At 50.1% G+C, this 21,022-nt stretch carries 18 protein-coding genes; all 18 read right to left on the bottom strand.

Going from position 1 to position 21,022, the window contains the following annotated elements; translation table 11 throughout:
- Window positions 1-85: 85 nt before the first annotated feature.
- Complete coding sequence (locus tag MHH48_RS05000) at window positions 86-928, bottom strand: sugar ABC transporter permease (RefSeq protein WP_076325595.1); 843 nt, start codon at window positions 926-928, stop codon at window positions 86-88.
- A complete protein-coding gene (locus MHH48_RS04995) occupies window positions 928-2,241 on the bottom strand; it encodes a sugar ABC transporter permease (RefSeq protein WP_076325596.1) in 1,314 nt (437 codons plus the stop codon). The genes MHH48_RS05000 and MHH48_RS04995 overlap by 1 nt, the downstream gene beginning before the upstream one ends.
- A 97-nt stretch (window positions 2,242-2,338) precedes the next feature.
- Window positions 2,339-3,649 (bottom strand): maltose ABC transporter substrate-binding protein, encoded by a 1,311-nt coding sequence (locus MHH48_RS04990; RefSeq protein WP_076325597.1) that lies wholly within the window; start codon window positions 3,647-3,649, stop codon window positions 2,339-2,341.
- 579 nt (window positions 3,650-4,228) lie between these two features.
- A complete protein-coding gene (locus tag MHH48_RS04985; protein WP_076325598.1) occupies window positions 4,229-4,963 on the bottom strand; it encodes an ABC transporter permease in 735 nt (244 codons plus the stop codon).
- A gap of 14 nt (window positions 4,964-4,977) precedes the next feature.
- On the bottom strand, window positions 4,978-5,685 hold the full coding sequence (locus MHH48_RS04980) for an ABC transporter permease (protein ID WP_076325599.1): 708 nt from the start codon (window positions 5,683-5,685) through the stop codon (window positions 4,978-4,980).
- Complete coding sequence (locus MHH48_RS04975; protein ID WP_076325600.1) at window positions 5,682-6,602, bottom strand: ABC transporter ATP-binding protein; 921 nt, start codon at window positions 6,600-6,602, stop codon at window positions 5,682-5,684. The genes MHH48_RS04980 and MHH48_RS04975 overlap by 4 nt, the downstream gene beginning before the upstream one ends.
- 91 nt (window positions 6,603-6,693) lie before the next feature.
- A complete protein-coding gene (locus MHH48_RS04970; RefSeq protein WP_256720782.1) occupies window positions 6,694-7,632 on the bottom strand; it encodes a HAMP domain-containing sensor histidine kinase in 939 nt (312 codons plus the stop codon).
- A 137-nt stretch (window positions 7,633-7,769) separates the two neighbouring features.
- The gene (locus tag MHH48_RS04965) at window positions 7,770-8,486 is read right to left on the bottom strand and encodes a response regulator transcription factor (RefSeq protein ID WP_076325602.1); all 717 of its coding nucleotides are present in this window, start codon (window positions 8,484-8,486) and stop codon (window positions 7,770-7,772) included.
- Window positions 8,487-8,922: 436 nt separating this feature from the next.
- Entirely contained in the window at window positions 8,923-10,191 is a 1,269-nt protein-coding gene (gene purD / locus MHH48_RS04960; RefSeq protein ID WP_076325603.1) for a phosphoribosylamine--glycine ligase, read from the bottom strand.
- Window positions 10,192-10,409: 218 nt separating this feature from the next.
- Window positions 10,410-11,957: a bifunctional phosphoribosylaminoimidazolecarboxamide formyltransferase/IMP cyclohydrolase gene (gene purH, locus MHH48_RS04955; RefSeq protein WP_076325604.1), complete on the bottom strand. Its 1,548-nt coding sequence runs from the start codon at window positions 11,955-11,957 to the stop codon at window positions 10,410-10,412.
- Between the two features lie 152 nt (window positions 11,958-12,109).
- Window positions 12,110-12,721, bottom strand: coding sequence for a phosphoribosylglycinamide formyltransferase (gene purN, locus MHH48_RS04950; protein ID WP_076325605.1), 612 nt, complete (start codon window positions 12,719-12,721; stop codon window positions 12,110-12,112).
- Entirely contained in the window at window positions 12,721-13,761 is a 1,041-nt protein-coding gene (gene purM, locus MHH48_RS04945; RefSeq protein ID WP_076325606.1) for a phosphoribosylformylglycinamidine cyclo-ligase, read from the bottom strand. The genes purN and purM overlap by 1 nt, the downstream gene beginning before the upstream one ends.
- A 117-nt stretch (window positions 13,762-13,878) precedes the next feature.
- Window positions 13,879-15,357 carry an amidophosphoribosyltransferase gene (purF, locus tag MHH48_RS04940; RefSeq protein WP_076325607.1) on the bottom strand — a complete coding sequence of 493 codons (1,479 nt, stop codon included), beginning with the start codon at window positions 15,355-15,357 and terminating at the stop codon, window positions 13,879-13,881.
- The gene (gene purL / locus MHH48_RS04935; protein ID WP_076325608.1) at window positions 15,342-17,585 is read right to left on the bottom strand and encodes a phosphoribosylformylglycinamidine synthase subunit PurL; all 2,244 of its coding nucleotides are present in this window, start codon (window positions 17,583-17,585) and stop codon (window positions 15,342-15,344) included. Before purL ends, purF begins: the two co-directional genes overlap by 16 nt.
- Window positions 17,563-18,252, bottom strand: coding sequence for a phosphoribosylformylglycinamidine synthase subunit PurQ (gene purQ, locus MHH48_RS04930; RefSeq protein WP_076325609.1), 690 nt, complete (start codon window positions 18,250-18,252; stop codon window positions 17,563-17,565). Before purQ ends, purL begins: the two co-directional genes overlap by 23 nt.
- 4 nt (window positions 18,253-18,256) lie before the next feature.
- Window positions 18,257-18,502, bottom strand: a complete 246-nt coding sequence (gene purS, locus MHH48_RS04925) for a phosphoribosylformylglycinamidine synthase subunit PurS (protein WP_006208285.1) — start codon at window positions 18,500-18,502, stop codon at window positions 18,257-18,259.
- 50 nt (window positions 18,503-18,552) lie between these two features.
- A complete protein-coding gene (locus MHH48_RS04920) occupies window positions 18,553-19,443 on the bottom strand; it encodes a phosphoribosylaminoimidazolesuccinocarboxamide synthase (RefSeq protein WP_076325610.1) in 891 nt (296 codons plus the stop codon).
- Between the two features lie 283 nt (window positions 19,444-19,726).
- A complete protein-coding gene (gene purB / locus MHH48_RS04915; protein WP_076325611.1) occupies window positions 19,727-21,022 on the bottom strand; it encodes an adenylosuccinate lyase in 1,296 nt (431 codons plus the stop codon).

Raw genomic sequence — 21,022 nt, 5'->3', positions numbered from 1 at the left:
AGCTAGCGGTTACTGGCTGTGTCTCTTCGCTGTTCTCTCTATCTATCTGTCTTATGATGAATCCATACGATTAGCTATCCGTTCCTTACCCTTTGCTTGCACCAGCCGTCATGCCATCGACCAGCAAACGCTGCAGGAACACAAACAGCAGGGTGATCGGCAGTGCGATCAGCACCGATGCCGCTGCGAACAGCGTAAAGTTACTGTCTTGAGTCGAGTTGACGAGATCCCATAGACCGACGGCGAGCGTCCAGTTTTCTTTTGTCCGGAGCACGAGTCTGGCAAAGATAAAGTCTACCCACGGACCAACGAACAGGGTCAAGCCCATATACGTGATCATCGGCTTTGACAACGGCAGAATGATTTTGCGGAAAATCTGGAAATTGGTGGCTCCGTCGATCTTCGCCGCTTCATCCAAACTTCGCGGTATCGTATCCAGAAAGCCCTTCATGATCAGAGTTCCGCCTAGCGGCGCCCCTGCCGCATACACGATAATCATTGCCGCATGCGTGTTCAGCAGATCCAGGGAGTTCAGCAGGATATACAAGGCGATCATACTCATGAAGCCTGGGAACATCCCCAGCACGAGAATGACCGATAGCGCATTCTGCCGGCCTTTAAACCGGAACCGGGATACCGCATAACTTGTAAGCAGAACAAGAATGGTCCCGATAATCATGGAGAATATCGCAATTTTCAATGTATTCATGTACCACGTGCCAAACAGAAAGCTTTGGGACGTAAACAATTCTTTATAATGACTGAGCGTAAAAGATTCTGGAATCAAGGATTTGCTGTACAACGACTTTCCGGGACGGAAAGAGGCCAGAATAATCCAGAGCGCCGGGTAAATACAACCGATCGCGATGATGACAAGCGTAATGTAACTTGCCGTCAGGCGAATCGCATTTCTCATTTTAATTCCCATTATTGGATCATATCCTCCTCTTTAAAGGATCTGGTTCTGCGATAATTGTAAATCGAGAAGGTCGCAATAATCATGAAGATGATAATACCGATGGCCGATGCCATGCTGTAGCGCTGCTGATCCAGCGTCAGTTTATAGAGCCAGGTTACCAGCAGGTCCGTCGCGCCCGCGTATTGATAGTCACCCACAACCGGATTCCCGTTCGTCAGGAGGAAAATCAAGTTAAAGTTATTGATATTACCGGCAAACTGCGTAATCAGTACCGGTGCCGTCGAGAACATAATCATCGGCAGGGTGATGATCTTGAATTTCTGGAATCCGGTCGCCCCATCCACATCGGCCGCTTCATAGAGATCCTTCGGAATCGTAGTCAGGACACTCATGACAAGAAGCATGGATACCGGGATACCTACCCACATATTGACGATAATAACGGTCACTTTGGCCCAGACCGGATCGGTCAGCCATGGCAGGCCTTCCAAACCGAAATATCTTAAATACTGGTTGATCGGTCCGAATTGCCCGTTAAACATATTACGCATCACTAGCAAAGAAATCAGCTGCGGAATCGCATATGGAATGATCAGAATGACACGCCATACGCCTTTGAAACGAATTCCCTTTTGTTGAATAAGCAGTGCAACAAGCACACCGCCAAAATACGTCGTTACTGTTGCCAGCACCGCCCAGATGATCGTCCAGGTCAGGACGCCGAAGAAGGTGTGGCTCCATGATTTCAATGCAACGAGATTGGTAAAGGTTTTGAAACCGACCCAGTCAACCAGATTCGCCGGCGGCAGATTGTTTGGAGCGGAATAGTTGGTAAACGCCAGCATGACCATGAAGATAATCGGCATGACCGTAAAAAACAAAATACCGATCGCCGGCAGTGTCAGGAACGATTGCGCGAATTTCCATTCAAAAATATAATAAAGGGTCTGTCTGAAGTTGTTGGGTTTTACACCCTGTTCCCTTAGTTTTCCAGCGTTATATGCGTTTTTGATATTGGCATAATACCCAATAAGAAAAATCGCAAACATAATCATGGTGATAAGTCCTTCAATCAGGAGATTGATGGAATGGTCACCTGCTACCATTTGGGTTAAACCGTTGACTTTCTCTAAATGGCTTCCCTGTTCCCCCAAAGTTGTCATTCCCCAGATGGCATCACCCAGGTTGTTGATGAAGTAATACAGACTGAATATACCTACGATAAGTAAAAGAACGCCTTTGATCCATTGCCGGTTGTAAAGCTGACCCAGACCCATACAGATGGCTGATAATACGGCTGCTGTCGTACGATGTTGACGCATGCTCCCTCCATTCTCCTCTCCATATAATCGAGGAATCACCCGCCGGTTGTTCGGCGGGTGAACTTCTTCATCTTTCTCGTATTATATAAGAACGTAATTACTCGCTAGCTCCACCACTGTTGAGATCTTTTACTTGATTTACAGCTTTATCAAGCGTTTCTTTTACGTCTTTGTTGTTATCCCAGATCTCAGCCAATGCAGCACCTACAGGAGACCATACGTTAGCCATTTCAGGAACGGATGGCATCGGTTGGGAAGATTTGAATTGCTCTGTGAATGCGGATACATACTCGTCATTCTTGATTTGATCGTCTTCTTGAGCTTCATTGTTTGTCGGAACCGATCCAACCAATGCGCTCAGTTTCAATTGAGCTTCCTTGCTTGTTGCAAAGTCCGCGAACAAGCGAGCGGCTTGCGGGTATTTCGTGAACGAGCTTACGTACCAAGCTTTGATACCGGAGAACGATACAGCAGGCTGGCCGCCGATGGTTGGGATTGGAGCAACGCCAAGCTTGTCGCCAAGCGCTTCTTTGTATCCGCCAAGCTCCCAAGGTCCGTTAATGTCCATAGCCAGATCGCCGGATGTGAACAGTCCGCGTTTAATATCAGGCGTAATGTCGCCGGATTTAACCGGAAGGATTTCTTTCAGGCTTGCGTAAACTTCCATACTCTTGACTGCGCCTTCATTGTTGAGGCCGATATCGTTGACATCTGCGCCGCCGTTACCAAAGATGTAGCCGCCATTGGAAGCAAGGAATGGATAGGCGAAGTACAGGTTACCTGTTTCGAACATGAATCCATACTTGTTCTTGGATTTGTCTGTGAAGGTTTTGCTGAACTCAATAACCTCTTCCATCGTTGTTGGAACTTCTTTTACCAAGTCTTTGTTGTAGTACATCAGGTATGTTTCAGCAGCGCGCGGGTATCCATACAGAACGCCGTCATAACTTACGCCTTGGATAGCGGCTTCAGTGTTGCTGCTCTTCGTTTTTTCTTCGAAGTAATCATTTGGCAGAACCAGGTTTGTAGCTACGGCTTTACCCAGGTTATCGTGAGGGAACAATACAACGTCAGCACCCAATCCGGATGGTCCATCTTGTTGAAGCTTGGTCACTTGGTCGGTTGGAGACAATTCTTCGATTGTTACTTCAACACCGTATTTTTCGGTAAATTCTTTAGCAACCGCATCCGTGTAGGCTCTTTCGTCTCTACTTTCCCATACGATCAATTTAGCGCCTTCCTCTGGCTTAAGTTCCGGTGCTTCTGTATTTTCGGCCGGCGTCTCCTGTGCCGGTGGATTCTCAGCAGGTGCCTCAGCAGCAGGAGCAGGTGAATTTCCTCCGCACGCTGTAATGGAGAACGCCAACGTGAAGGTTGCAGCTAGCGTAAGTAGTTTCTTCATCTTCATTCCATGATTACCCCTCTCAATAAATGATCAGAAAATGTTGGAAATCTGCGCAAACGATTTCAGAAATTTTCAGCGTCTCTTTTTCTATGTAGCATCTGGCGAGATACTCAGGAAAAATCCCGTCGAGAAAGCGCTTCATTCACTGAAAACATCATACAACATTTATTATCGAATGTAAAAACGTTTGCACAGATCATTTTTACCCGTTTTAAGCAAATAATCTCTTATTACCTTCACTATTCACTCTATTTCGTAAGTTATCATAAAAATAGTTGTGCATATGCTGTGCAATTCAGTCTTTCTACTCTCAAAAATGGACGAGAACGGCTGTAAAACGCTCGAATGTTGCACAAACGTTTGCACAATAGTTAATACTTCGACTTCCACCGATCGACGTACCATTGAAGCTCCATAGTATGGTTATCTCCTCTTCATATATCAGCCTAGTTCCGTCCCTATCTTTATCAAAAATGTGTAAGGGGGTATCTTTGTGAGCAGGACCCATGATATAACAAACCCTGGTGTTAGTACACCAGGGTAAAGAAAACCTATTGACCACCTATATGTTTAGCGGTCGGGCTACAACCAATCCCTTTTTTCAACGAACCTCTGCCCCATCAACAAGTACACCATTCCCGTAAATATCACAATTGACCACAAGCTATAAGGTTCAACTCTCGGCGCGTAAAGCGCTGCCTGTGGCATCATAACATAGTAGGGAATGGTAAACGGAAGCCAGGCCCCAATAGCAGAATGAAAACCTGTCAGCACGATATTCGGTACCACATAACCTATGGACATCGCCAGCGATGCTCCGAAATTACGCACTCTTATCGAAACCATAAGTTGTAAAGCTGCGAGTGGTAAAACTCCTATCCATCCCCCAATGACTGAATACAGTAATGACTCCCACGGAATCCTTTCAGGAGCCTTGACAAGATAACCAGTTCCAAGATAGCCGAGCAAAAATACGATCTGCACCAACGCCAGAATCCCGACCAACAAAATATATTTCGCGTAAAAGACCTTATACCGGGGGACCGGCAAACTCATCGTGATCTTCCAGCCCCCATCTTTATGCTCATATAAACACAATAAAGATGCTACAATCCCGCTATACAGAGGATAGAAAAACATAGAATGAAGATTGACGCTGTGTATATAAAGCGTAGACCAGCTAGGCGGAAAAAAGTCCCTTAAACTCTGAAGCTGCATCGCCCCCATCGCTGAGTTGATCAGCGTATCCAATAGAATGAGTAAAAATATAATTCTCCATTGAAGTTTCATTCCTTCAGCACGTAACAGCATTCTCATGATCCGGCAACCTCCTATTCAAATTCTCGCCTGGCAAACAGGAGAGCTCCCAGAACCGACAGCATTACCCCTATTCCGAGTGAGATGCCAATCCACTGCATATGACCAGGGACAAGCGGACTGGATAACGACGGATACGACCAGGGAAGAATCTGAATCACAAAAGAATGGCTTCGAGCTAAAAACAGGCTGGAGATAGATCCAAATATCCCTATAGCCAGCGGTAATGCCTGGTTGGAAAATACAGTAGACAACCAGAGCTGAATGGCCATCATCGGCAGTGTTGCCAAACATGCGAATAGAGGCTGCAATATCATAATTCCCCATGGTATCGGTTCATCCGAGTATAGAACCCAGATCATGCACATGCCAGCAATAGTAATGATTACGGTACATAACTGCAAAATAAATATCCAAGCCAATTTCGCCAGGAATACAGAGCCTTTGGGAACAGGCATCGCGAGAAGCTGCTTCCATGCCTTGGTTTCGTGCTCGGTACCGGCCATAATACTGGCTAGGAGTGTAATTCCCAATAAAAAAATGAAAGATAAAAACATATACATTACGGCAAAGCCAGCGTAGATCCCCCCGGGTCCTTGACGAAAATAAAGATACCACTCAAGAGCCGTCATGCTGATTAAAATGATGCCTTGAATGAGAGGCATCCACCGGCATAATCGCTTCAGCTTTAATCCCTCTGCACGCATCAGTTCCAGTATCATAAGCTGTTCTCCTGACCGGTCAATTCCAGAAAGATTTCCTCAAGGGTCTTCTTCTTCTCCGTTACTCGGTATACATCATATTGCCGATTCACAAGAAAGCGAATCATTTCCGCCGATTGCGGCCTGATGATCATGGAAGTTTTGATCTGACCAGTTGTTATTTCATGTTCCGCCTCCCATCCATGATCGTTCAGAGCAGCTGCTGCTTCTACAGGCCGATCCATCTCAATCCATACATAAGGCTTACTTCGGTCAGTTAATTCCTGAAGCGGTCCTTGAAAAATCATTTCCCCGTGGTTAATAATTCCCACCCAGGTTGCAACCTGCTCAATTTCGCTCAATAGATGGCTTGAGAGCAAAACCGTTATATCAAAATCACGAGGAAGTCTGGTAATCAGCTCTCGAATTTCCTGAATTCCCGATGGATCAAGTCCATTCGTCGGCTCATCCAGAATCAATAATTTGGGATTCGTAATGAGCGCCATTGCTATCCCTAGCCGCTGCTTCATGCCAAGTGAATAACTCCTGACCGACTGATGAGCTGCATGATTTAGCCTCACCCATTCCAGAACCTCCTGAATCCTGGATTCTTGTATGCCGTGGATTAGCGCCATGATTTTCAAATTATTGTATCCTGAAAGATGAGCATAGTATGAAGGAGATTCTACGAGAGAACCCACATCTTTCAGAATGTCCATTCGGTTCTTCTTCAGATCTTTGCCAAGTATGCGAATCTCCCCTGATGACGAGCGGATGAGTCCTAGAAGCATCCGAATCGTTGTTGTCTTACCCGCTCCATTTGGCCCCAAAAATCCATAGACCTCCCGCTTGGGAACCTTCAAATTAATCTGCTTTACTGTTTCCCGCTGCCCGAATCTTCGGGTCAGTTGATGTGTATCGATCGCATATTCGTTCATCTCTTATTCCTCCTGCATGGCTTAACTAACATTTAAAGTTTAGCAATGGGAAATAAACAGGAGGTAAACATGAAATGAACGACAGGATAATTTAGGGGCTGATCGGCAATACAAATTCAACCCGGGTACCCTTACTATCCGCCGGTAGAATGCTCATGCGGCCAGAATGAGCTTCAACAAAGGCATTGGCTATAGCTATTCCTTTACCCGATTGATCTAAAACCTGTCTTAATATCGTATCCTCGATCCCGTTTCCATCATCCTCGATCACAATGTAACAATGGTTCTCCTTTACAGAGATATCGCATTGAACTTGGGTGCCTGGCGGATTATGGATAACCGCGTTCATGATTACATTTTGAAGGGCTCGACCCAACAGCCTGCTGTCAAACTCCATCATGCACCCGCTCTCTTCAGTATTAAACATAAAGGAAGTTTGCTCGGCTAACGGGTGGTTGGCGATATCTATTATCATATCGCGCAGAAAATTCACTACATCATCAGATTTTCTATTCATCGGGAACTGTTCGACTGACCACCGGCCTGTTTGATTTAAGTCATGGATTAGCTGCTTTATTTCCGCAGTCTTGCCGCTGATCTGCCTGCTAAAATTCTGTTTCTCTTCATCGTTCCAATCATAATCGGTAGCTGAGAGCATATGAGCATAGCCTTCGATGTACGACAACGGCGTCTTGAGATCATGGCTGATCGACGCAATCCACTCTTGCTTCTTAACCTCCATATGTAATCGATCGGTTTCGCTTTGCAGCAGTTGATTCGATAATTGAGTCATTTGATCAAATAATTCTTTATATAAGACATACGGATAACGACACTGGTTATGGTGTAATGAGGCGTCGGAGACTTCGTTCGGCCGACTGAAATGTTCCCGCGGCTGGCTGTAATTCCCCTCGGATAACCTGTTGATCCAACGGATTAAATAAGTGAGCGGTTTGCCCACGCACCAACCGTAAGCAATAATAAAAATGACCGTTAGTAGGAATCCTGTAACAGCTAAAAAACTCTTCATGGATATCGTGTCCCAGGACTTCAACCACTCCTGAAGATATATAAATATAACTGCGCATATAATAAATATGAAGACAAAAGTCATCACCCAAAGGATGGTTAGCTTCATAAAGCGAAAAGCCATTTTGACCATTGGATTCATTGCTGCTCCTTCCTTGGGGCCAACATTTTGTAGCCAAGCCCTCTTACATTAACAAGAAACCGGGGATTTCCAGGGTCGGGCTCCATCCTTTTTCGCAATCTGAAAATATGGATTACAACCGTCTTCTCATCCCCAAGGTATGACTCGTTCCAAACTGATTCGTATAATTGGCGTGTACTAAATATACGATTTGGATTTCGGCATAGGAACACAAGCAGCTCCCATTCGCGTGCCGGGCACTCCACGTGGTTTCCATTTACGATCAACTCCCCCGCTGCGAGGTCTACCCGAAAGTAACCAAAATCCAGTTCGGATAACCGTGACAGGGCCAATTTTTCCCGCTGTACTTTATATTTCACGCGAGCTTTAATGCGGGCAACAACTTCCAATGGATTGAATGGTTTCGTAATATAATCGTCCCCCCCAATTCCAAACCCCATGAGCTTGTCCAAGTCAGAGTCCCGGGCAGTAAGGAAGAGAATCGGCGTTTCGGTCATTTTGCGAATTTTTCGGCACACCTCAAAGCCGTCCTCATCCGGAAGCATGACATCCAGTATGATCACGTCCGGATTAAACTCCGTTAATATTCGCACCGCTTCCTTCCCTGTACCCACGCTTCGAATATGCCGAAAGCCTTCCTTCTTCAACACGGTAGTCAACATATCGCATAACCCCTGTTCATCATCCACAAGCAGTACAGAAATATTATCCATAGCATTTTTCCCCATTACTTTCATAATTCTACAAACAGCTGATTTTATTATATAACAGAGTCATCTCCCAAAAGCTCAGATTATCTGCTAAGAGGTGCTGGAAATGGATCGACTCTATCCTTTCTTAATCATCCTATCGATGCAAAGTTAACATTAGGTAAACAGAAACTGAACAAAGTATAAATTAATACAAGGCATCATTATGCAGAGCACGGTTATTTGCTCCTCTCACGCACAGCGTATATAGGCCCTTTTGGCAGTTCCAGACAGGGATTTATGTTACAGTTAAATTAATATAAATAATCAACTGATCGAATAATACAAGAAGTCGGACAGACGTTAGGCTCGTGAATCTGGTTATGATTACAAACAAAAGGAGTCTTCTCGACGAAGACTCCTTTTGTTTTCAAGTATTTTTATTAGCCAGAAAATGACTCTAAACAAGCGCCTTCAGCGCAATATCCGTCCGGTTTTGCTTGCCTTCAAACGAAATCGCTTCTGCCCGTTCATAGGCTTTCGCACGTGCTGAAGCGATATCAGCCCCTAAACCGACAACGCCGAGGACGCGTCCTCCATTCGTTCTCCACGTTCCATCAGCATCGCGAGAAGTGCCCGCATGAAATACAATCGTCCCGTCCTGCCCATTCTCTAGCCCAGTGATCGCAATTCCTTTCGGATACGATGCAGGATAACCGCTAGAAGCCAGAATGACGCATACAGCCGCTTCGTCACTCCACTCCAGCTCAAGGTCAGCCAGATTACCATTTACGGCAGCAAGGAAAACGTCAAGCAGGTCCGTCTTCAGACGCGGCAATACAACCTGCGTTTCCGGGTCGCCGAATCTGGCGTTAAATTCGATGGTCTTCGGTTTGCCGTCCGGCGTGATCATCAATCCGGCGAACAGAACGCCCCGGAATGGACGCCCTTCGGCTACCATCGCTTTTGCCGTAGGCTTGATGATCGTCTCAATCGCCTCTTCAATGATGGTTGCTTGAATATGAGGCAATGGCGAATACGTTCCCATTCCTCCCGTATTCGGTCCCTGATCTCCATCATAAGCCGGTTTATGATCCTGTGCCGCCGACATCGGCTTCACGGTTTCACCATCCACAAAGGCCAGGATCGACATTTCCTGGCCCTCCAGGAACTCCTCGATGACCACCCGGCTTCCGGCATCGCCAAACACCTTCGATTGCATGATGTCGCTGAGCGCCTGCTCGGCTTCCTCTATCGTCCTTGCAACGGTAACGCCTTTGCCGGCTGCGAGCCCGTCCGCTTTCACGACAATCGGCGCGCCTTGCTGGCGCAAGTAAGCAAGCGCCTCCTCATAATTGTCGAACTTCGCGTAAGCTGCCGTCGGAATGCCGTATTTATGGAGCAGATCCTTCATGAAGGTTTTGCTGCCCTCGATTTCGGCTGCATTTTTACGCGGACCAAATACCGGGATGCCTGTAGCGTCAAACGCGTCTACGATACCGTCAGCCAGCGGATCATCCGGACCGACGACAATGAGTCCCACTTGCTTCTCCACTGCGAATGCCGCCAGCTTATTAAACTCCGATACCGCAATCGGCACGCACTCGGCCAGCTGTCCGATGCCAGCATTGCCGGGTGCACAGTAGATCTTATCCGCTTTCGGGCTCTTCGCCAGTGCCCATACGATGGCATGCTCTCTTCCGCCGCCTCCGATAACTAAAATATCCATGGTTTTGCCTCCCGATTCATTTCAATTTACCGAAAAAATTTCATAACATGAATGATTTACAGGGCGAAGCGTGAAGTCGCCCTCACCTTCTGGTCCCCTTAAACTTAAAGGCGGCGCGCTCGAAAGAGCGGCGTCGCCTCTATATGTTGCTGGATGAAAGGTGATCCTTCAGCTGCAGCCTGACGGATGCAGCGAAGCTCCCATTTTATGCTTATGAATTAGTGCTTAAAATGTCTCACGCCAGTAAAGACCATGGCGATCCCGTATTCGTTGGCAGCCTTGATGGATTCCTCATCCTTAATGGAGCCGCCCGGCTGAATGATGGCGGTAATGCCGGCTTTCGCTGCAAGCTCTACGGTATCTCCCATCGGGAAGAACGCATCGGAAGCAAGAACGGCGCCCTTGGCTTTCTCTCCTGCCTGTTCCACCGCAATGCGCGCCGAGCCGACACGGTTCATCTGGCCAGCGCCAACGCCAACGGTCATGTCGTCTGCCGCCAATACGATTGCATTGGACTTCACGTGCTTTACAACCTTCCAGCCGAAGAGCAGCTGCTTTAGCTCCTCTTCCGTTGGTTTGCGATCTGTTGCAACTTGCAGGTCTGTGGCATCCAGGGAATGCACATCGCTTTCCTGCACAATCATGCCGCCTTCGATGGTTGTCACGGCAAGCGTGCTTTGGCGCTCCTTGGCCGAGCCGAACTCGCCCATCTTCAGAAGACGGATATTCTTCTTCTTCGTCAGAATCTCCAGCGCCTCCGGCGTGAAGTCCGGTGCCAGGATAATTTCAAGGAAGATATCCTTCAGCAGATCCGCCGTCGGAGCATCAATCGTCCGGTTCGCTGCCACGATGCCGCCGAAGATGGATGTCGGGTCGGCGTTATAAGCCTTTTGATAAGCTTCCAGCACATTCGTCCCGATGCCAACGCCGCAAGGGTTCATATGCTTCACGGCCACCACGGTCGGCTCGTCAAACTCCTTCACGATCTGCAGGGCTGCGTTCGCATCATTGATATTGTTGTAGGAGAGCTCTTTGCCATGCAGCTGCTCCGCTGTCGTCAAGGTACCCGCAGGTGCCAGCGGTTTACGGTAAAAGGCCGCTTTTTGATGCGGATTCTCGCCGTAACGAAGGTCCTGAATCTTCTCGTAGGTCACGCTAAAGCGCTCAGGAAGCGGATCGCCCGTTACATTCGACAAATAGTCGGAAATCAACGTATCGTAGGCTGCCGTATGACGGAACACCTTGGCTGCAAGACGTTTACGGGTTTCCAAGGTCGTGTCGCCGCCGCCGCGGATTTCCTCAATCACGCTGCCATAATCCGCCGCATCGACAACCACGCTCACAAAAGCATGGTTTTTCGCAGCCGAACGCAGCATCGTTGGACCGCCAATGTCGATATTTTCGATTGCATCTTCATACTCGACATCCGGCTTCGCAATCGTTTCCTGGAATGGGTACAGGTTAACCACGACCATATCGATATAATCGAGGCCCAGCTCCTGCATCTGACGCTGATGCTCTTCGCTGTCACGAATGGCAAGCAGACCGCTGTGCACGGCTGGATGAAGGGTTTTGACGCGTCCGTCCAGAATCTCCGGGAATCCGGTCACATCGGAAATGCCGATGACAGGAACTCCTTCTTTGGCGAGGAGGTTCTTCGTTCCTCCTGTCGAAATGATCTCTACACCCAATGAAGACAACTCGCGGCAAAATTCCACGATGCCGGTTTTATCCGAAACGCTGACCAAAGCTCTTTTGATACCCACGTTCATACCCCCTATTTTGAATGAAAATCAACTAAGTAGACCTGTCTTGATTCCGTAGATGCTGTCGAAGACCCATAATTGCAAATTATTTCCCGAGAAATATCGAACATGTCGATTCACCGTAAGGCCTTGTCCGCTTTTATTACAAAAGCTTATTCGGTAATCGTCACATTCCGCCCGTTCAGCGAAATCCGCCCCTGGGCAAACCAGGAGACGACTTCGGAGTATAGCTTCTGCTCCACCGCGTGAATACGCTGTGCCAGCAATTCCGCCGTATCGCCTTCCTTGATCTCTACAGCTTTCTGAGCAATAACCGGTCCGGTATCCATGCCGCCATCAACGAAATGAACCGTGACACCGGTCATCTTCACGCCATAATCCAGCGCTTGGCCAATCGCGTCTTTACCAGGAAAAGCAGGCAGCAGCGAAGGATGAATGTTAATAATCCGGCCGCTATAGAACTCGACAAAGGACGGACTCAACAACCGCATATATCCTGCAAGGACAATTAATTCGACACCGCGCTGCTGAAGCTCTACCGCAATTTCACGTTCGTAATCTTCCTTCGTGGCATATTCCTTCGGCTGAAACGCGAATACATCCACATTCGCCGCTTGAGCCAGCTCCACGACGGGAGCCTGCGGCTTATCGCATACCAGAATGCTGATTACGCCGCCCAAAGCCCCCCTGTGCTGCGCGTCTGCCAAAGCCTGAAAGTTGCTGCCTCTGCCGGAAGCGAAAACCGCAATCCGAAACGATCTCATTACACCTCAGCTCCCGTGAAGGTTACGAGACGCTCGCCTTCGGTCACGCGGCCGATCACATAAGCCTCTTCGCCTGCGGAGCGGAGGTATTGAAGCACCCCGTCTGCATCCTGTTCCTTAACGACAAGCACCATGCCGATTCCCATATTAAATGTCGTAAACATATCCTTGTTCGAAATGTTGCCTTTTTCCTGCATCAGCTTAAAGATCGGCAGAATCGGCCAAGAGCCGTATTCGATGTCGACATTGACGCCATCCGGCAGCATGCGCGGAATATTCTCGATGAATCCGCCGCCCGTAATATGCGCCATGCCCTTTACTTCGATCTCTTTCAACAGTCCAAGAAGCGGCTTCACATAAATCTTTGTTGGTGCGAGCAGCACGTCCCCAAGACGCCCGCCCAGTTCCGGAAGCTCTTGCTGCAGGGAGTAGCCGGCGTCCTCCAGAAGCAGCTTGCGGACAAGCGAGAAGCCATTGCTGTGCACACCGCTGGATGCTAGACCAATCACCGTGTCGCCTGCCGCGATATTCGACCCGTTGATCATTTTGCTTTTGTCGACAATGCCTACGGTAAAGCCCGCGATGTCATACTCGCCTTCGCTGTACATGCCTGGCATTTCCGCCGTCTCTCCGCCTATCAAGGAACAGCCTGCTTGATTGCATCCGTCAGCGATCCCTTTGACAATGGACTCGATTTTGGCCGGAATGACCTTATCACACGCTAAATAATCGAGAAAAAAGAGCGGTTCTGCGCCTTGCACCACAATATCGTTCACGCACATCGCTACCGCATCAATGCCGATGGTATCATGTTGGTCCATCGCGAATGCGAGCTTCAGCTTTGTGCCGACGCCATCCGTGCCTGAGACGAGTACCGGCTCTTCATATTGGTCTTTATTCAGCTTGAACAGTGCGCCAAAACCCCCGAGGTCGGTCATGACTTCCGGTCTGAAAGTCGTTTTGACATGCTTTTTCATCCGCTCTACCGCTTCGTTGCCTGCAGCGATATCCACGCCTGCTTGTTTGTAAGTATCCGACACGCGCTCAACACTCCTTTTTCGTTATGACGATAGTATCCGTTCACATATCATTTATAGGCTTAATCAATAATCAGCTTAAAGGATAAAACCTAGAAAAAATGGCTGTCCACTGCAGAATCAGCAGCTGCAGCCCATCTTCTCTTCCCCGTTAAAATCAATCTGTGTCGGGTAATCATTATCAAAGCAGGCCATGCACAAGCCGCCTTTAGGGCTGTGCTCATCATAACCGCCAATGGCGGATATGAGTCCTTCCGGGCTCAGGAACGATAAGGAATCCGCGTTGATCTCCCGGCAGATTTCCTCGATGCTTTTCTCGGAGGCGATCAGCTCCCTGCGGTCCGGCGTATCGATGCCGTAGAAGCAAGGATTCTTGAACGGCGGCGACGTAATCCGTACATGCACTTCGGTCGCGCCCGCTTCGCGAAGCAGATTGACGATCCGACGGGACGTGGTTCCCCGTACAATGGAGTCATCAATCATGACCACCCGTTTGCCTTCGACCACACGCCGTACCGCGCTCAGCTTCATCTTCACGCCCTGCTCGCGCAGCTCCTGGCTCGGTTGAATGAACGTCCGGCCCGTGTATTTATTCTTGATCAATCCCAGCTCATAAGGAATGCCCGTTTGCTCGGCATAACCGATAGCGGCCGAGATGCTGGAATCCGGTACGCCCGTAACCACATCCGCATCCACGAACGATTCCAGGGCCATCTTGCTGCCCATCCGTTTGCGGGCCGAATGCAGGTTGGAGCCGTTCAGATCGCTGTCCGGACGGGAGAAATAAATATATTCCATCGCGCACAACGCTTTGCGTCCCGCTTCCGTATACCGCTCTTCCCGAAGCCCGTTCCGATCGAGAATCAGCAGCTCCCCGGGAGCGACATCGCGGATCGCTTCCGCCCCGATGACTTCAAGTGCACAGGTCTCGGAGGTTAAGATATACGCATCGCCCAGACGGCCCATCGTCAGCGGACGGAGTCCGTTCGGGTCCGAGGCGACGAGCAGCTTGTCATTGGTCATGAGCAGAAAGGCAAACCCGCCCACCAGACGCCGCAAGGCATCCTTGGCAGCCTCGACAAAGTCCTTCGGCGACCGTGCAATCAGATGCGCAATAACCTCCGTATCGCTGGTCGTCTGGAATATGGAACCCTCCATCTCCAGCTCGCGCCGAAGCTTCGGCTCATTGACGATGTTGCCGTTCGTTGCGATTGCCAGATTGCCTTCGCGGTATTTAAAGACGAGCGGCTGCGCATTCGTCAGCCCGCTGTCCCCGCTGGTTGAATAACGAACATGCCCGATCGACATGCTGCCCTTCAGCGATTCCAGCTTGTCTTTATCAAACACTTCTTTTACCAGCCCCATACCGCGATGATAATTGAAGTTCTCGCCATCGGCCACGCAGATTCCTGCGCTTTCCTCGCCGCGGTGCTGGAGGGCGTGAAGCCCGTAATAGGAAAGGGAGGCGGCATCGGGATGCCCAAACACCCCGAATACGCCGCACTCTTCTTTTAATGTATCGAAAATATCGCTCTGACCTGTTCCCTCATTGTAGTAATCCCCTGTCCACAGTCCTTCGGGTATCAGTTCATGAGACATGGAATGGCATCCTCCCAGACGGATTTCAAAGCCTCCACGGATTCTTCCAGCGCAGAAGCACCGTTAATGTTAATGCTAAGCTTATTCCCGCCGACTACGCCAAGCGCGGTAAATGGAACACCCGCTTCTTGCAGGAGCTTCTCCAGCGCATTCTTATGATCTGGGGACACCGACAACACGATCCGGGATTGGCTCTCGCTAAAGAGCGCTACGTCGTTACGCAGATCGGTTGACCATTGTACGCTCGCCCCAACGTTGCCGCTGATACAGCTCTCCGCCAGCGCGGCTGCAAGTCCCCCCTCCGACACATCATGCGCGGATTGTACCAGACCGGATTGGATGGCCTTCAGTACGCCGCCGAGCAATTTCTTCTCAGTATCCAGGTTCAGTTCAGGCGGTCTGCCTTCCGACACCCCGTGAATGATCGCTTGGAACTCGCTGCCGCCAAGTTCCGCACGGGTATCACCCAGCACATAGATGGCATCGCCTTCCGCCTTGAAGCCTTGTGTTGTAATATGATCCGTATCATGGATCAGGCCGACCATGCCGACAACCGGCGTCGGATAAATCGCGCCTTTGGCATTCTCGTTGTAGAGGCTGACATTACCGCCGATGACCGGCGTTTCAAGCTCACGACAAGCTTCCGCCATGCCGTCCACGGCTTTTTCCATCTGCCAGAAAATTTCTGGTTTCTCCGGGCTTCCGAAGTTCAGGTTATCCGTAATCGCCAGCGGCTCGGCACCGGAGCACACGATATTGCGCGCTGCTTCGCTAACGGCGATTCTGCCGCCAAGCTCAGGGTCGAGGTAGACGTAACGTCCGTTACAGTCCGTTGTCATCGCCAGGGCTTTCCGTGTTCCATGCACCGTTACGACAGCAGCATCCGAACCCGGACGAACGGCCGTACTGGTGCGAACCATATAATCGTATTGGTTGTATACCCATGCTTTGCTTGCAAGGCTTGGCGAACCGAGCACCTTCTTAAGGGCACCGCCCAAATCCTTCACTTCTTCATAACGAAGCGTATCCACCGCAGCCTGCTCTTTGTAATAAGCCGGTTCCTGGGATGGTTTGTTATAGATCGGGCATTCGTCTACGAGCGCTTTAACCGGCATGTCGCCTACCACCTCACCGTGGTGGATCAGCTTCAGGCGACCATCGTCCGTCACTTTGCCGACTTTGGCGCAGATAACGCCCCAGCGTTCGAAGATTTCGCGCGCTTGCGCTTCATGCTTCGGCTCAACCACGAACAGCATCCGTTCCTGGGATTCCGATAGCATCATTTCATAAGGCGTCATGCCCTCTTCGCGCTGAGGCACTTGGTCCAGGTACAACTCAAGACCGTTGCCTGCTTTACTTGCCATTTCCGCACTGGAGCAAGTCAACCCAGCCGCGCCCATATCCTGAATGCCCAGCACGATGCCGGAATCAATCAACTCGAGGCAGGATTCCATCACGAGTTTCTCCATGAAGGGATCGCCGACCTGAACGGCCGTACGGTTCGCTTCGGATTCCTCCGTCAGCTCTACGGAAGCGAAGGTCGCCCCGTGGATGCCATCGCGGCCAGTTGGAGGGCCGACATAGAAGACCGGATTGCCTACCCCTTTTGCAACGCCGCGCTGAATCTTATCATGGTCGATAACGCCGACGCACATCGCATTGACCAGCGGATTGCCTTCATAACTTTCGTCGAATACAACCTCGCCGCCTACCGTCGGGATCCCGATGCAGTTGCCGTAACCGGCAATACCGGATACCACGTGTTCAAACAAATATTTAACGCGATCGCTCTCCAGCTTGCCGAACCGAAGCGAGTTGAGAATCGCTACCGGTCTTGCCCCCATGGAGAAAATATCGCGGATAATGCCGCCAACGCCCGTGGCTGCACCTTGATAAGGCTCTACAGCGGACGGATGGTTATGACTTTCGATTTTGAATACAACCGCCTGGTTGTCGCCGATATCGACGATCCCAGCGCCCTCGCCCGGTCCCATCAGGACGCGCGGGCCGCTTGTCGGGAAGCGACGAAGCAGCGGCTTGGAATTTTTGTAGGCGCAATGCTCGGACCACATAACACTGAATACGCCGATTTCCGTGTAATTCGGCTTGCGTCCCATGAAGGAACAGATCAGCTCATACTCGCTGTCCGAAACTCCCATTTGCTTGTAAATCTGATGCTCTGCGATCTGTTCTGCTGTCGGTTCCTTAACGGACGTTTGCTGCTCCATGAGTATCCCTCCATGCCTGTAATATGGATGTAAACATTGCTTTACCGTCATCCGAGCCAAGCAAGCTGCTGACCGCGCGCTCCGGATGCGGCATCATGCCGATCACATTGCCCCGCTCGTTGCAGATGCCTGCGATATCCTCAATCGAGCCGTTCGGATTGTTTTGATACGTAAATACGATTTGCCGGTTGTCCCGGAGCTTTTGAAGTGTTTCTTCATCACAGTAATAGTTGCCCTCGCCATGCGCAATGGGAATGACAATCTCTTGCCCCTCCGCGTAATCGCGCGTAAACGGCGTTGTATTATTGTTCACTTTGAGCACCGTGTCATGGCAGCGGAATTTCATTGAATCATTACGGCGCAGTGCTCCCGGAAGGAGTCCGGCTTCCGTCAAAATCTGAAATCCGTTGCAGATGCCAAGAATATACTTGCCCTCTTCTGCCGCCTTCGCCACTTCGCTCATAACCGGGGCGAATCGGGAAATCGCACCACACCGGAGATAATCTCCATAGGAGAATCCGCCGGGTACCAAAATGCAATCGTATGGGGAAAGATCCGTAGCCGTATGCCACACATAATCCACCGGCTGCGAGATTGCCTCCTCTACCGCCTTATAACAGTCAATATCACAATTGGAGCCAGGAAAGACCAGCACTGCAAATCTCATTGGTTTAGCCCTCCAATTCATAACGGTAGTTCTCAACCACCGTATTAGCCAGAAGCTTTTCACACATTTCTTTCACTCGCTGTTCGGCTTCCTCACGGTTGTCCGTACCCAACTCAAGTTCCATATATTTACCGATCCGCAGACTCTCCACTTCCTTGTACCCAATCGAATGAAGTGCACCTTGCACCGCTACCCCTTGAGGGTCCAATACGCTCTGCTTAATCGTGACGTAGACCTTTGCTTTCAACATTGTATCCTGTTCCTCCTCGGTATATATGAATGAAATGGTTTATAAAAGCTTTACAGACTTGCGCCCGTGATTCGGCTGTAAATGTCAGTGTAGCGGCGCGTCGTCTCCTCCACCACGGCCTGCGGCAGGGGATCCGGCTCACTGTTCTTATCCCAATCGGACGAAGCGAGATACGTGCGTACAGGCTCCTTATCCATACTGTCAATCTCAATATCGAGCGCATAATTCTTCTCATCCCAGAAACGGGAGGAATCCGGCGTGAAGATCTCATCGATCAGAATGATCTCTCCGTCGATCAAACCGAACTCAAACTTGCAATCGGCCAAAATAATGCCGTGCTTGCTGCAATAATCGCGGGCGAACTTGTACAGCATCAGGCTTTTGTCCTGCAGCTGCAGCGCGAGCTCCTCGCCGACAAGCTCCTTCATGCGGGATAGCGGGATGTCCTCGTCATGACCGACATCGTTCTTGGCAGCAGGCGTGAAGATCGGCTCCTGAAAAGCCTCATTCTTACGCAGGCCCTCCGGCAGCTTAATGCCGTTGACCTCTCCCGAGGATTGATACTGCCTCCAGCCTCCGCCGGTGATGTATCCGCGCACCACGCATTCGATATCGATACGCTCGGCCCTGCGGCACACCATGATTCGTCCATCCAGCAGATCCTTGTCCTTGACGGCATCGCCCAGGAGGTTCACGTCCGTATGCACAACATGGTTGCTGATGAGCTGTTCCGTTTGTTCAAACCAGAAGGCGCTCAGTTTGTTCAGCACGGTTCCTTTGGCCGGTACAGGAGGCTCCAGCACATAGTCAAAAGCGGAAATACGGTCGGTTACTACAATGAGTACATGCTCGCCCAGGTCGTACAATTCACGAACCTTGCCCTTATACAGCAGCGGTACGTTGACCAGATGAGTGGCGGTCGATAATGCCGGTAATGTCATGTGTTCCTCCCCTTGGGGCGACGTATATCTCAGCCTGAGACCGTCGCTCCCTATAGTTCTGTCGGATGAAAAATAGAATGCTCAATATCATATGGACTAAAGGTGAACTAAAGATCTTTAGCTTGTTCATCACTACGAATGCGGATTATTTTTCCGATCCCTGTTGCCCCCAGATTTCCATAAATATGATTTAAAGGTTGAAATCCGGGGACAAAGGCGACCGCTGCGCTTCTACAAAACAATTCCGCCTTCTCCGTTGTAGAAACTTCCTATGCCAGCTAACTTACTCCAGTCCCAACTTGGCAAAAATGGTATCCACATGCTTCAGATGCCAGCTTGGATTAAATGCATCTTCGATCTCCTCGGCGCTGAGCACCTCGGTGATCTCAGTCGTGGATTCCACGATTTCGCGGAATTGACGCTGCTCTTCCCATGCCTGCATGGCTCGAGGTTGAACGGTGTCGTAAGCTTGCTCGCGGCTGAAGCCCTTGTCGATCAGCTTCGTCATGATCCGGCCGGAGAAAGGAACGCCGTATGTGCGAGCCATGTTGCGCTTCATGTTCTCCGGGAAGACCGTCAGGTTCTTCACGATGTTGCCGAAGCGGTTCAGCATGTAGTTCAGCAGCATCGTAGCGTCCGGCAGGATGATACGCTCTACCGAGGAGTGGGAAATATCCCGCTCATGCCAGAGCGACACGTTCTCGTAAGCGGAAACCATGTGGCCGCGAATGACGCGCGCCAGACCCGAGATGTTCTCCGAACCGATCGGATTCCGTTTATGCGGCATCGCGGAGGAGCCTTTTTGTCCTTTGGCGAATGCCTCTTCGACCTCGCGAACCTCACTCTTCTGGAGCGCGCGTACTTCAGTAGCGAACTTCTCAAGCGAAGTACCGATCAGCGCAAGTGTTGCCATGTATTCCGCATGACGGTCACGCTGCAGCGTCTGGGTCGAGATCGGCGCCGGCTTCGTACCGAGCTTGCGGCAGACGAATTCTTCAACCGAAGGATCGATGTTGGCATACGTTCCAACTGCGCCGGAAATTTTGCCGTACTGCACGCCGTCAGCCGCATGGCGGAAACGCTCCAGGTTGCGGATCATCTCCTCATGCCACAGCGCCATTTTCAAACCGAAGGTTGTCGGCTCTGCGTGCACGCCATGCGTTCTGCCCATCATCGGGGTATGCTTGTAGGCCAGTGCCTTCTCTTTCAAAATACCGATAAAACGCAGGATGTCCTGCTCCAAAATATCGTTGGCTTGTTTGAGCAGATATCCCATCGCGGTATCCACCACATCCGTCGAAGTCAATCCGTAGTGGACCCATTTGCGCTCCTCGCCAAGGCTTTCTGATACCGCGCGGGTAAAAGCGATGACATCATGGCGGGTTTCCTGCTCGATTTCATAAATCCGGTCCATATTAAAGGTCGCATTCTGGCGAAGCTTAACGGTATCTTCCTTCGGAATGACACCAAGATCGGCCCATGCCTCGCATGCGCACAATTCCACTTCGAGCCATGCTCTGAATTTGTTCTCCTCGGTCCAAATCGCCCGCATTTCCGGTCTGCTGTAACGTTCAATCAT

Source organism: Paenibacillus sp. FSL F4-0100 (assembly GCF_037993005.1).
Lineage (GTDB): Bacteria > Bacillota > Bacilli > Paenibacillales > Paenibacillaceae > Paenibacillus_AQ.
The sequence above is the reverse complement of the archived record's forward strand: the minus strand, read 5'-3'. Positions and strand labels throughout refer to the sequence as shown.